The organism is Parahoeflea alexandrii, assembly GCF_024105735.1.
GTDB lineage: Bacteria > Pseudomonadota > Alphaproteobacteria > Rhizobiales > Rhizobiaceae > Hoeflea > Hoeflea alexandrii.
The window spans coordinates 780,014-792,815 of sequence record NZ_JAAAML010000003.1; the positions used below are offsets into that span (position 1 = coordinate 780,014).

The following is a 12,802-nucleotide window of genomic DNA, read 5'->3' on the forward strand; positions in this document are numbered from 1 at the left end:
GACAAGGGGGTTGCGCATCCTTATTGCACACGTTATACCGTTACGCAATGTTGTAATAAGATAACGTCACAGCCACCCAAATCATTCACGGAGACTGTCATGAACCGCCTCAAGGGCCTGCTCCTCGCTTCCACGCTCATCGCGTCCTCTTCTGTTTCCGCCAGCGCCGAGGTCAAAGTGGTGGCCTCCATCAAGCCGATCCATTCACTGGTGGCGGCGGTAATGGAAGGCGTCGGTGAGCCGGGGCTGATCATCGAAGGTGCGGGCTCGCCCCACACCTACGCGCTCAAGCCTTCGCAGGCTCAGATGCTGGAGCAGGCCAATGTTGTCTTCTGGATCGGCCATGAACTGGAAGCTTTCCTGGAGAAGCCGCTGGAAACGGTCGGCGCAGACGCGAAATCGATCGAGCTGATCGATGCCCACGATCTTCTGAAACTCGGCTTCCGCGAAGGCGGCGCTTTCGAGAAGCACGATCATGCCGATGAAGCGGGTCATGACGATCATGCGCATGAGGCTGAGGCGACCCATGACCACGATCACGAAAAGACAGCCGATGCCGCGCATGACCATGACCATGACAAGACGGCCGAAGCCGCGCATGACCATGATCATGACAATACGGCGGAGGCCGCGCATGACCATGACCATGACCATGACCATGAAAAGACAGCGGAAGCCGGTCATGAGGGGCACGATCATGGCGCGTTCGACGCCCATGTCTGGCTGGATCCGGTCAACGCCAAGGCCATGGTGCATGAAATCGAGGAGGCGCTGGTCGAGGCGGATCCCGCCAACGCCGCAAAATATGAAGCCAATGCGGAAGCGGTGACCGCCAAACTCGACACGCTGATCGCTGATGTTTCCTCCGAACTCGAGCCGGTCAAGGGCAAGGGCTTCATCGTCTTCCATGATGGCTATCAGTATTTCGAAAACCGCTTCGGCGTCACCGCCTCGGGTTCGATCACGGTCTCTCCGGAGGTCATGCCGGGTGCTGAGCGGATCACTGAAATCCGTGCACGGGTGCAGGAACTGGGTGCTGCCTGCGTGTTCGCCGAACCCCAGTTCGAGCCGAAGCTTGTTTCAACCGTGACCGAGGGCACCAACGCCAAGTCCGGAACGCTTGATCCGCTTGGCGCCGAGCTCGAAGACGGAGCTGATCTCTATTTCCAGCTGATCCGCAACATGTCGACCTCGATCAAGACCTGCCTGACCGAAGCCAGCTGACGAATCGGCCATATTCAATACGGGCGGCCTGGACCGCCCGTTTCTTAATCCTTCACATGTCATGATATAACATATGTACACTATACGCCTCCCTGTCACGGTTCTTTCCGGGTTCCTCGGCGCTGGCAAGGCGACGCTGCTTGCAGCATCTTCGCGTGACTATTCCCGGCGACTTGTCGCCGCCCAGCCGTCGAATTGGCAGCAGTGCAAGGCGAGGAGAAATGGCGACGTTGCCGTGGTGTCGGCGCGCGGCCTGTCGATGGCGCGCGGAAGGGGGCGTCTGTTCGATGACATCGATCTTGATCTGAGGCCGGGAACCATAACCGGCATTCTGGGGCGCAGCTTCTGCGGCAAGACAAGTATCGGCAAAGCGCTTCTGGGCCTCATTCCATCGGCAGGCGGCACTGTCTGCCGCGCTTCGGCGATCCTGCCGTTACGCTTCCGGAAGCTCTGGCAGGTCCCATCGAGCGCATTTGCCAGGAAGATGACCGCAGGCAATGAGCTTCAGGCACTCGCCAGACTGCAAGGGGGCGACTGGCAGCGCATGGACCGGCTGCGGCAGCGATTGCGCCTTTCTGCCGATCTGCTTGACCGGCTGCCCGGCCATGTTTCGGGTGGCGACGTGCAACGCAGCGCCTTGATGCGGGCGCTGACGGTCGATCCGGTCTTCCTCTTCGCTGACGAGCCGACCTCAAGGCTCGGCCTGATCACCCGGCAGGAGGTGATCGAGATGCCGGGCGAAGTGGTGCGGGAGGGAAGTCTGGCGATCCTCGTCGTCAGCCATAATGGCGAGCTGCTCAAGCGTTTCTGCGGCCATGTGGTGAAGCTTGATGATCGCCCGGCAATGGCTCGACACGGCAATTGACGAGGTGAAAACATCAATCTAGGTTCATGGCATGGTTCCGCCCGACTCAAAGGGAAGGCGGATTAAAAGGGAACACGGTGAGGTGTAGCCAATAGGCGCTGAATCCGTGACTGCCCCCGCAACTGTGAGCGGCGAGCTTCCTCAAGATTGACCACTGGCGCAAAGATCGTGCCGGGAAGGTTTGAGTGAGCTGTGACCCGCAAGTCAGGAGACCTGCCATGACCGTCGTAACTCAACCCGGGCGGGGTGTCCGGAAAGGGAGAATTGTCATGAGCAACCGGAATTCCGGGCATCGCAAAGTCAATCATCGCTTTGGCCCCCGCACTCTCGTGCGGAGCGCGCAATGCCGACCAGACAGACAACCACAAAGCCAGCCTCCCATCGCATAACCGTCTGCACCGCGTGCCGCCACACCGGCAGCGATTGCCGTCCCGGGTACGAACTGCTTGCACGTTTGCGCGATGCGATGAACAGGGCCGGCCAGGCGACAGGCGCGCTGTTCGAGATTTCGGGTGTGGCCTGCATGGCGGGTTGCGACCGGCCCTGCACGGTTGCCTATCAGGCGACCGACAAGGCCACCTACCTGTTTGGCGATATCGATCCGGCTGACGATATTGGCGACCTGGTCCGCTTTGCCGAGCACTATGCCAGCCTTGATGACGGTTGGTGCTCGTCCACCCAACGCCCGGGCAAGCTTCGCCACACCACGCTTGTGCGCGTTCCGGCCGCGATTTTTGTGGTCGAACCGGTCGAGGGATCGCTCCAGTGAGCGCGGCCAGCCTGACTCTTGCCGGAGCATCCTGGCGTGCGCCCCGCGGCCCGGTGATCCTCCAGCCCGTGACGCTCAACCTTCCCGCGGGCCGGGTGCTCGGCGTGGTGGGGCCGAACGGCGCAGGCAAGTCCACTTTCCTGCGCCTCGTCTACCGCTATTTGAAGCCGGCGAACGGCGCGGTACTGATCGATGGTGAGGACATCTGGACCATGCGCGCCCGCGATGTGGCGCTCAAGGTCGCCGCGGTGCTGCAGGAACAGCCGACCGACTTCGCGCTGACCGTGCGCGAGATCGTCGACCTCGGCCGGCTTCCGCATCGGGGCGGTCTGGTGCGCAGCGACGCCCGCGATGCCGCGGTTGTCTCTGCCGTTCTGGACAGGCTCGATCTTCATGGATTTGCCGGACGGCGTTTCGGCTCGCTTTCAGGTGGCGAAAGACAGCGGGTGATGGTGACGCGGGCGCTGGCGCAGGAGCCTTCCCTGCTGGTGCTCGATGAACCGACAAACCATCTCGACATCCGCCACCAGCTCGAGGTGATCCGCCTGATCAGAAACCTCGACATGACGATCATCACCAGCCTGCATGACCTCAACCTGGCCGCCGCCGTTTGTGATGACATCCTGCTTCTGCAGCAGGGCCAGGCCATGGGTTTCGGCACACCCGATGAAGTTCTTGCCGACGACACCGTTTCGCGTGCCTTCGGGGTGCTCGCCCGGCGCGAGCGCCTCACACCGAGCGAGAACAGCCATTTTACCTACCAGCTTAACATATAAGGGTTTTTTCCATGAAAGCGCCTTCTCTCGCCCTGCTCGGGCTGGCATTCGTTGCCGCTCCTTCTTTCGCCGGCACAACCGTTGAAAGCTGCAATCGCAGCGTCACTTTCGACGCCCCGCCAAAGGCCGCAATTTCCAACGACGTCAACCTGACCGAAATGATGCTGGTTCTGGGTCTCGCCGACCGCATGGTGGGGTATACCGGAATATCCGGATGGAAGACGCTGGATGAGGAAATGCGCGCGGGCGTGAGTGAACTGCCGGAGCTCTCCGAAAAGTACCCCACGAAGGAGGTCATCATCGGGGCTGATGCGGACTTCTTCTTCGCTGGCTGGAACTATGGCATGAAAGTCGGTGGCGAGGTGACGCCCGAGACGCTCGAGCCGTTCGGCGTCAAGGTCTATGAACTGACCGAAAGCTGCATTCATATCGGGCCGAAGAACAAGGTCTCGATGCAGGACATGTACAACGACCTGCTCAATCTCGGGCGCATCTTTGACGTCGAGGACAAGGCTCAGGCCCTGGTGGAGAGCTACAAGGCCGAGCTTGCGACGTTTGAGGCAACCGTCAGCAAGGGTGAGACGCCGCTCAGGGTGTTCGTCTATGATTCCGGCGAGGATGCGCCGTTCACCGCGGGCCGTTACGCCATGCCGACGGCCATGATCGAGGCCGCCGGCGGTGTCAACATCATGGACGATTTCGAGAAGAGCTGGGCGACGGTCAACTGGGAAGCCGTGGTCGAACGCGACCCCGAATTGATCGTCATTGTCAATTATGGCGACGTCACCGCCGAGCAGAAGATCGATTTCCTGAAGAGCAATCCGGCCTTCGCCGACATTGACGCGGTCAGGAATGATCGCTTCGTGGTGCTCGAATATGTGGAGGCGACGCCCGGGCCGCGCAACATCAAGGCGATCAAGAAACTGGCCGCCGGTTTCTGGCCGAACTGAGTTGAAAAACGATATCAACGAAACTGGCGCCACAGCCCGTCTGGCGCCATCGGGTGCCGGGCGGGCGTTGTTCCTGCTTGCCAGCTGCATCGCCCTGTTGGTGTCTCTGACCGCCGCGGTTTCTGTCGGAGCCATCGCGGTGGAGTGGTCGACGGTATGGGGCGTGCTCGTCAACAGGATATCGCCGGGATCGGTGGAGGTGACATGGTCGCCCGGCCGCGAGGCGATCGTCTGGGAGCTTCGCTTTCCCCGGGCGCTGCTCGCGGTGATGGTGGGCGCCGGGCTGGCGCTGGTGGGCGCGAGCCTGCAGTCGGTCACCCGCAATCCGCTCGCCGACCCGCATCTGCTCGGGATTTCCTCGGGCGGGGCTTTCGGCGCCATCCTCGCCCTGCTTCACACCGGACTTTTCCTGGGTCTGCTGACCGTTCCGTTGTTCGCCTTTGCAGGCGCGCTTGTCGCCACCCTGGTTGTTCTCGGGGTGGCGCGCATGACCCATTCCACCAGCGCCGACCGGCTGGTGCTGGCGGGGGTGGCGGTGTCTTTCATCATCATGGCGCTCGCAAACATGCTGATCTTTCTGGGCGATCCGAAGGCGACCCACACGGTGGTGTTCTGGATGCTGGGCGGGCTGGGCCTTGCGCAATGGTCGCAGCTCGTATGGCCGCTCTTGGTTCTCCTGGTTTGCGCGGCGTGGCTGCGCTGGCGGGCGGGCGATCTCAACGCCATGACCGTGGGCGACGAAACCGCCGCCACTCTGGGCATCGATGTGCGGCGGTTCCGGCTTCAGGTCTTCGTCGTCGGTGCGCTGATCACCGGGGTGATGGTCGCCTTTTCGGGCATCATCGGCTTTGTCGGGCTGATGGTTCCCCATATTGTCCGCATGTTCAGCGGTGGTGATTACCGGAGGGTCCTGCCGGCGTCGATGGTGCTCGGCGCGGTCTTTCTGCTCTGGGCCGATATCGCCGCGCGCACCGTGATGGCCCCCGAGGACATGCCGATCGGCATTGTGACCGGACTGGTCGGCGGCGCTTTCTTTGTCTGGATGCTGCGACGGACATAGGGGCAAATCAGACCACCCCATCCGACGGCACAGAACGCAGGCTGCTCACTGACCCGGAAATCGAAGCATGGATTCGCCGTGGTAACGTTGCTGATGCTACCGCATCTTTCCGTCGCGCTTGCCGGCATCCACCTCCGCAGGTTGCCCAGATGAACCCGTGGCAAGGCAGGAAAAGATCCAGGCTCGCCCTGAACCAGAAAAGCCGCACTCTCCCGTTTCGGGAATGCGGCGTTCAACTGAAAGGAATGGTGCCCCCGGCAGGATTCGAACCCGCGACCCCCTGATTACAAATCAGGTGCTCTACCAACTGAGCTACAAGGGCAGCGGGGATGCGGATAGCAGCAACCGGATTCGCAAGCAAGAGGGAAATGCGCGATTGCCGGACCGGGTTCGGTGGCAAGCACCGTCAACGCCCTTCGTGAAAATCCTTGCGCATGTAGATAGACGTCAGCCCCACCTGGTAGCGGAAATCATATCCGTTGTCGGACATGATCCGGAAGGTGCCGGTCTCCATGACGGCCGGAATGGTTTGGGCATAGGTTTCGATCGCGATCATGCGCGGCTTGTGCGGCCAGTCAGCAAGCGAGGCGATCGCCTCTTCATCCATGCCCTCGATATCGATGTTCATGAAATCGATCCCGTCCGGCGCCAGTTCCGCGCTTTCGGCGATGATCGATGCCACCGAACGGCAGGGAACCGTCACGGATTTCTGCTTGCCCCGTTCGGAAGCCATATCCTGCACGACGGTGCCGGTCAGGTCCGTATGGTCTTCAGAGAAAAACTCTATCGTGTCGCGTTCCGCGGCGATCTTGTCGGAGACGACCGCGGCCCAGATCGTGTGATCCTGCTTTCGCACCCGGCGGAGAACATCGACGCTCTTGCGGTTGGCGTCGACATTGACGCCGGTCCATCCCCGAAGCCAGAGCCGGGCGGTGTTGGAATGGGCAAAGGGATGGTGGGCGCCGATATCGACGTAGAAACCGTGCTTCTGCTTGTCGAAATTGCGGTGGACGATCACATCTTCGCCCCACTGGCCGAAGCGTACCTTGATCTTTCCGTGAGGTCCAAGCAGGTGAAGCAGACGAAGGATGCGCATGGCCGGTCTCAGTTCCTGCCCAGGTGACGGCCCGCCGCATAGAGCGCGATCGCCGCGGCGTTGGAGACATTGAGCGACTTGATCGCACCGGGCATGTCGAGACGGGTCAGAATGTCGACCGTCTCGCGGGTCTTCTGCCTGAGCCCCTTGCCTTCGGCGCCGAGCACGAGCGCGATCCTGTCACCCGAAAGCCCGGCCTCGATCGGCTCCGGTCCTTCCGAATCAAGACCGATGGTGGTGAAGCCCTGCGCCTTGATCTCGTCGATCGCGGCGGCAAGGTTGCGGACCTCGATGTGGTCGATGAGTTCGAGCGCGCCGGAAGCGGACTTGGCCAGCACACCTGATTCCTGCGGACTGTGGCGCTGGGTTGTGATCAGCGCGCCGGCGCCGAAGGCCACCGCGGAGCGCATGATCGCGCCGACATTGTGCGGGTCGGTAACCTGGTCGAGAATGACCAGAAGCCGCGTGTCGCCGAGTGCAGACAGCGGCCGCGGCGTCAGGGGTGCCGCTTCCAGCAGCACCCCCTGGTGCACGGCGTCGTCACCGAGCAGCCGGTCGATTTCCTGCGGGCTGACCAGTTCGAGCGGGTAGGGCAGGTCCGCATCCTCGGCGATTTCAAGCCGCAACAGCGCATTGCGCGTGGCCTTCAGGCCGGTGATGCGGCGCGCCGGATTGTCGATCGCGGCACGCACGGTATGCAGTCCGTACAGATGGATGGTGTCCGGGGCGACGCGGTCCGTGTAAAGCGCGCCCTTGCGCGCCGGCAGGTCGCGTTTGCTCTTCGGTTGCGCCGGTGGCAGGCCCTGCTGCTCCCGCTTGGCGTCGCGGTGGGCGCGGCGCAGCTTGGCGTAATGGGTATCGCGGTTGGAACCGGGCGCGCCGGCGTCGTCATCTTTGCTCATGGCGCGCTTATACGCCAATTGCGCAGCGGTGCAATCGGCACTGTCGCCACTGGTTTTGCCGGAACGCGGGGAGGATGATTTTGGCGGGCCGCGAGCTGGTCCGGAAGAAGTGTCGGTTTTTGTTCCAATCCTTGTTGACACGGGAACCGCGCGCCGTCATAACGCCGACCGCGGAAGGGGCTTTTCAAACCAATTGCCCGGCCCGCAAAGCCTGATATGTTCGGGCTGTCCATCTTGGATGCATGACCCTGACGGTTGAACTGGAGGGATGCCCGAGTGGTTAAAGGGGACGGACTGTAAATCCGTTGGCTTCGCCTACGTTGGTTCAAATCCAACTCCCTCCACCACCGTCGCGGGGTCGTGAATGCGGGTATAGCTCAATGGTAGAGCAGCAGCCTTCCAAGCTGAATACGCGGGTTCGATTCCCGCTACCCGCTCCAAATCAAGCCATAGCCAAATCAACCAATTGATTGCATTCATCTTTTCTGCGGTTCAACAATCCAGCCAGTTCCGGGTTTCCAGGTGATTTGCGATTGGCGCATCTCGCGCCCGTCGTCGGCGATTGTGCACCACACATTCAGGCCATCGCCAAGCCTCGTTCGAGGGTTCGAGTGGCCGGCAAACTTCCCGGCAATCAAGATCCCCAATGGTTCCTCAACTTCGGTCACGGCTCCTTCAATCACAGGTCATCGAGCGCACAGACCGACCGCGCGGTGGTTCTCCACAGATTCGCATGGTCGCGAGTCCAGCAGGGCAGGACGGTCCTCTCACAGACGATCAGTGGTCCGAACTCTGGGAACGCCGTTTTCGCCAGCACATCCTGCGCGCAGCTCCCGAAGAACAGTCGCGGAAATACCGAGATACTTATTGCAACTCGCATCCGTCATCATGCGTGGCGCCGCTGGCGTTTGAGAGTGTCAACTGGTCAGACGATCTTGTCCGCTGGTTCGGGCTGCTTGGCGGGTTCCGGGCACCTTGGTGGGACACTGCAAGACGGTCGGCGCCGCCACCAAAATGGACAGTCAACTTGACATCGTCGGCTAATTGCTGAACGATCATTCAATAATTGCTTGGCCAAACAATGCTGCCTGGTGCTTGTCTTCAAGCGCCGGAAACCGCCGATTCATTCGTGGAGCACCTGGCCACATAATGTGCAGTCCCTTGAAGGAGCGCCCTTGAAGACTTCAGGATCATCATCCACTCGAGACTCCTCATCACGGCAGGATCGGTCTGCTGTCGCAGTGAAGTCCGTGAGCAAGGTTTTCGGTGCAGGCGCCCAGGCCTTTCGAGCGCTCGATGATGTCTCAGTGGATATCCGCCAGAACGAGTTCTTTACCTTGCTGGGACCTTCGGGCTGCGGCAAGACCACATTGCTGCGTCTGATTGCCGGCTTCGAGCAGCCCACCTCAGGCGAGGTGTTGCTCGACGGGCGGGACTTCTCCGGCAAGCCGCCATACCAGCGACCGGTCAACACGGTCTTCCAGAACTATGCCCTGTTCCCGCACATGACAGTTGCCCAGAACATTTCGTTCGGGCTTGAAATGCTGGGCCGCCCCAAGGACCGCATCAAGGCCGTTACGGAAGAAATGCTGCGGCTGGTTCAGCTCGAAGCGATGGCCGACAGGCGCATTACCCAGATATCGGGCGGTCAGCAACAACGTGTTGCGCTGGCGCGAGCATTGGCGCCGCAGCCCAAGGTGCTGTTGCTCGACGAGCCTTTGTCCGCACTCGATTTGCAGCTGCGCAAGGAAATGCAACTGGAACTCAAGCGGCTGCAGACCGATACCGGAATCACCTTCGTCTTCGTCACGCATGATCAGGACGAGGCGCTGACGATGTCGGACCGGATCGCGGTGATGAACCGGGGGGAAATCCTGCAGGTCGGGACGCCCCGCGAGATATACAACAAGCCCCAGCACCGGTTTGTCGCCGGCTTCGTCGGCGAGATAAATCTGCTGCCGGCAGAAACGACGGGCGTGAACGAGTTTTCTATCGCCGGAGGCGGTTGTCTGCGATCCAGCGAGGCGGCGCATGTCCCGGTTGGCGGGCAAGCCGTGCTAGCGGTCCGGCCTGAATGTATCGCACTTTCGGAGCCGTCGGACGGAAGTCTGACCGGCGTCATCACCAACGTCGTGTATCACGGCACCGACACGATCTTTCATTTCAAGCTGGCTGATGGCCAGGAATTGCGCGCGAGATCCCAGAACAACGCTGCACGGGTTCAGACATTTGCCACCGGAGATCAGATCGGCTGGTCGGTCGATCCCGCCTCGGTTTCGGTTCTGGCTGATGATCCATCATGACCCGTGCCGGCAAACATACCCTGTTTCGCATCCTGCTGATTGGACCTGCACTGCTGGCGATCACCGTTTTCATGATCGTACCGCTTTTGCTGATGGCCTACATCTCATTTCGGGGCAGGGATTATTCCGGCGGCGTTCTGTGGGATCAGTTCAGCGCTGAAGCCTATGTCAGGCTGTTCTTTGAACGCGAACTCGACGGTTCTCTGGCGCTCAATCTCAACTACATGTTCATCATTCTCAGGTCGGTCTGGCTGTCATTTGTGACAATGGTGATCTCGCTTGCCGTCGGGCTGCCGGTAGCGATGTTCATGGCTACCCGGGACGCGAAGTGGAAAGCCGTGCTCGTGTTCATGGTGACACTGCCGTTCTGGACCAATCTTCTTGTCCGGAACTACGCGTGGATCCTGTTGTTGCGCGATCACGGGACGATCAATTCGACCCTGATATGGCTTGGGATCATCTCCGAACCCTTGCCGCTGTTGCACAATTCCTTTGCCGTTGCCGTGGGGCTGACCTACTCGTTCCTGCCGTTCATGGTGTTGCCGATCTATGCGAGCCTCGAGAAGATCGATCTTCGGCTCGTCGAAGCCTCGTTCGATCTTTATGCCAATCGTTGGCAGACGATGCGGCGGGTCATACTGCCGCTTGCCTATCCGGGAATCGTGGCAGGCTGCGTCCTCGTTTTCGTTCCCGCGCTCGGCTCCTACATTACGCCGGAATTGCTTGGCGGCGGCAAGACGCTGATGATCGGCAACCTGATCGGATTTCAGTTTGGCGCTGCGCGCAACTGGCCCTTCGGTGCGGCGCTGGGTCTGTTTCTGCTTGCGCTGGTTCTCACCTCGCTGTGGCTTTATGCGCGACGCTATCGCGGTGAGCTGGAGGGGGGCAGATGAGACTCAATCCATTCCGCAGACGCGCGTTTCCCGGCGATGCCCGCCATTGGCCGGGTCTGTTTACTGCCACCGCGGTGTTCTTTGCCTATGTCTACCTGCCGATCCTGATCCTGATTGCGCTGTCTTTCAACGAGAACCGGACCGTGACCGTCTGGACCGCCTTTTCGCTCGACTGGTACCGGATGGCCTTTGCCAACCGCGATATCGTCGGCGCGGCAACCAACTCCCTGATCATCGCTTCTGTTGCCTCGGTGAGTTCGACGACGCTGGCGACGCTGGCAGCACTCCGGATGGCGAGCAATGACCGGTTTCTGGGCAAGACGGGCATAAATGCAGTGTTTGCATTGCCGATCACGGTTCCGGAAATTGTGCCTGCTGTCGCGACCCTGATGTTTTTTGCCAGCCTTGGTTTTACCTTCGGGCTCGGCACCGTGATCATAGGGCATATCGTGTTTTGCATCCCGTTCGCCTATCTGCCCATCCGGGCGCGGCTCGAGGGGATGGATCCCAATATCGGAGAGGCAGCGGCTGACCTCTACGCCAACCCGGTCCAGGCATTCTGGCGAGTGACCTTGCCGCAGCTCATTCCCGGCATTCTTTCGGGGCTTGTGCTGGCTTTCATCATCTCGCTGGATGATTTCGTGACGACCTTCTTCCTTGGCGGGGCGGGGTCAACGACCTTGCCCATCTATATTTTTGGGTTGGTAAGGACCGGCGTCACCCCGGAGGTCAATGCGATCTCCTCGCTGATGCTGCTCCTGTCCCTCTCACTTGTCTCCCTGTCCCTTTTCCTGGGACGGGATCAGAACCGGAAAAACGGGCCCGGATGAGACGTCAAGCCCGCAAACAACTGGAGCAGATCATGACCAAGACCAACAGGGTAGGACCACATACAGCCGGAATGCTGATGGCATCGGCTATTTCGCTTGGCGCCATGACCGGCGGCGCGCTGGCTGACGGCGAACTCAATCTCTACAACTGGTCGAACTATTTTTCGCCAGAATTGCTGGAGCGCTACGAAAAGGAGACCGGGACCAGGGTCACCGTCGACAATTACGCCTCCGAAGAGGACCTGCTGGCAAAGCTGCAGGCTGGCGGCGGCGGCTATGACGTGATTTTCCCCGGAACCACAACGCTCGGCGTGATGGTTGAGAAGGGCATGCTGGCCAAGATCGACGTCAACCAGATGGAGAACTTCAAGAATCTCCTGCCGGCATTCACCACCATCGCCGGCGATGAAGACCGCACATATTCGGCGCCCTACATGTGGGGCACGACCGGCTTTACCTACGATCCCGCAATGGTTCCGGGCGGCAAGCTCGAGGACAGTTGGAAGGCGATTTTCGAGCCGGCTGACGAGCTCAAGGGCAACATCGCCATGCTCAACGAGATGTCGGATGTCTGGAATGCGGCTGCCTATTACACCGGGGTCAGCAAGTGCACCGAAGATCCGGCCGAGGCCCAGAAGATCCTCGACGTTTTGATGGCCCAGAAGCCTCATGTGAAGCTTTATTCCAATGATGGGACCATCGACCGCATGATCGCCGGCGAAGTTGCCGTTCACATGCAGTGGAACGGCGCGGCGCACCGGGTCAAGGCGGAGAAGCCGAATGCCGTCTATGTCTATCCCGCGGAAGGCACCACCTTCTGGACCGATGTCATCGCGGTGCCGAAGGATGCGCCGAACCTCGAAGAGGCAAAGGCCTTTGTCAACTGGATGATGTCGCCCGAGGTCGCTGCGGCTGCCTCCAACTACACCGGCTATTCGAATGCCGTGGCGGGTTCCGGAGAATTCCTCAAGGATGATCTGAAGGCGGATCCGGCGGTCAATACCCCGGCCGAATACAATGACCGGCTGCGCGCTTTCGAGAATTGCTCGCCGGCCTCAAAAGATCTGCGCGAGAAGGTTTGGACGAAGCTCAAGTCATGATCCGAAGTTGCAACAATAGGGCTGGGGCGTTCGT

12 protein-coding genes, 3 tRNA genes and 1 riboswitch are annotated in these 12,802 nt (G+C 60.6%); of the genes, 12 read left to right on the top strand and 3 right to left on the bottom strand.

Annotation, left to right across the window (positions count from 1 at the left end; genetic code table 11):
• Positions 1-99 precede the first annotated feature (99 nt).
• The 6 genes from GTW23_RS18755 to GTW23_RS18780 all read left to right on the top strand — a co-directional run bounded on the left by GTW23_RS18755 (position 100) and on the right by GTW23_RS18780 (position 5,644).
• Positions 100-1,224 (top strand): zinc ABC transporter substrate-binding protein, encoded by a 1,125-nt coding sequence (locus GTW23_RS18755; RefSeq protein WP_252916892.1) that lies wholly within the window; start codon positions 100-102, stop codon positions 1,222-1,224.
• A 73-nt stretch (positions 1,225-1,297) separates the two neighbouring features.
• Entirely contained in the window at positions 1,298-2,089 is a 792-nt protein-coding gene (locus GTW23_RS18760) for an ATP-binding cassette domain-containing protein (protein WP_252916893.1), read from the top strand.
• 15 nt (positions 2,090-2,104) lie between these two features.
• A riboswitch (cobalamin riboswitch) is annotated at positions 2,105-2,324 on the top strand.
• 108 nt (positions 2,325-2,432) lie between these two features.
• Positions 2,433-2,858, top strand: coding sequence for a DUF1636 family protein (locus GTW23_RS18765; RefSeq protein WP_252916894.1), 426 nt, complete (start codon positions 2,433-2,435; stop codon positions 2,856-2,858).
• Positions 2,855-3,634, top strand: coding sequence for an ABC transporter ATP-binding protein (locus GTW23_RS18770; RefSeq protein WP_252916895.1), 780 nt, complete (start codon positions 2,855-2,857; stop codon positions 3,632-3,634). Before GTW23_RS18765 ends, GTW23_RS18770 begins: the two co-directional genes overlap by 4 nt.
• An 11-nt stretch (positions 3,635-3,645) precedes the next feature.
• Complete coding sequence (locus GTW23_RS18775) at positions 3,646-4,584, top strand: ABC transporter substrate-binding protein (RefSeq protein ID WP_252916896.1); 939 nt, start codon at positions 3,646-3,648, stop codon at positions 4,582-4,584.
• 67 nt (positions 4,585-4,651) lie between these two features.
• Positions 4,652-5,644 carry a FecCD family ABC transporter permease gene (locus GTW23_RS18780; RefSeq protein WP_382264738.1) on the top strand — a complete coding sequence of 331 codons (993 nt, stop codon included), beginning with the start codon at positions 4,652-4,654 and terminating at the stop codon, positions 5,642-5,644.
• Positions 5,645-5,890: 246 nt separating this feature from the next.
• Here the strand turns inward: GTW23_RS18780 and GTW23_RS18785 are convergent.
• The 3 genes from GTW23_RS18785 to GTW23_RS18795 form a co-directional block, all read right to left on the bottom strand.
• Positions 5,891-5,966, bottom strand: a tRNA-Thr gene (locus GTW23_RS18785).
• A gap of 84 nt (positions 5,967-6,050) precedes the next feature.
• On the bottom strand, positions 6,051-6,740 hold the full coding sequence (locus GTW23_RS18790; protein ID WP_252916897.1) for an FkbM family methyltransferase: 690 nt from the start codon (positions 6,738-6,740) through the stop codon (positions 6,051-6,053).
• A gap of 8 nt (positions 6,741-6,748) precedes the next feature.
• Positions 6,749-7,642 carry a TrmH family RNA methyltransferase gene (locus tag GTW23_RS18795; RefSeq protein WP_252916898.1) on the bottom strand — a complete coding sequence of 298 codons (894 nt, stop codon included), beginning with the start codon at positions 7,640-7,642 and terminating at the stop codon, positions 6,749-6,751.
• Positions 7,643-7,904: 262 nt separating this feature from the next.
• Between GTW23_RS18795 and GTW23_RS18800 the strand changes: the two genes are divergently transcribed.
• The 6 genes from GTW23_RS18800 (at position 7,905) to GTW23_RS18825 (ending at position 12,768) form a co-directional block, all read left to right on the top strand.
• A tRNA-Tyr gene (locus tag GTW23_RS18800) sits at positions 7,905-7,989 on the top strand.
• A 19-nt stretch (positions 7,990-8,008) separates the two neighbouring features.
• Positions 8,009-8,082, top strand: a tRNA-Gly gene (locus GTW23_RS18805).
• A 735-nt stretch (positions 8,083-8,817) separates the two neighbouring features.
• Positions 8,818-9,945: an ABC transporter ATP-binding protein gene (locus GTW23_RS18810; RefSeq protein ID WP_210385784.1), complete on the top strand. Its 1,128-nt coding sequence runs from the start codon at positions 8,818-8,820 to the stop codon at positions 9,943-9,945.
• Positions 9,942-10,838, top strand: coding sequence for an ABC transporter permease (locus tag GTW23_RS18815; protein WP_152009098.1), 897 nt, complete (start codon positions 9,942-9,944; stop codon positions 10,836-10,838). Before GTW23_RS18810 ends, GTW23_RS18815 begins: the two co-directional genes overlap by 4 nt.
• Positions 10,835-11,668 (top strand): ABC transporter permease, encoded by an 834-nt coding sequence (locus GTW23_RS18820; protein WP_152009097.1) that lies wholly within the window; start codon positions 10,835-10,837, stop codon positions 11,666-11,668. The genes GTW23_RS18815 and GTW23_RS18820 overlap by 4 nt, the downstream gene beginning before the upstream one ends.
• Before the next feature lie 32 nt (positions 11,669-11,700).
• Entirely contained in the window at positions 11,701-12,768 is a 1,068-nt protein-coding gene (locus GTW23_RS18825) for an extracellular solute-binding protein (protein WP_252916899.1), read from the top strand.
• Positions 12,769-12,802 lie beyond the last annotated feature (34 nt).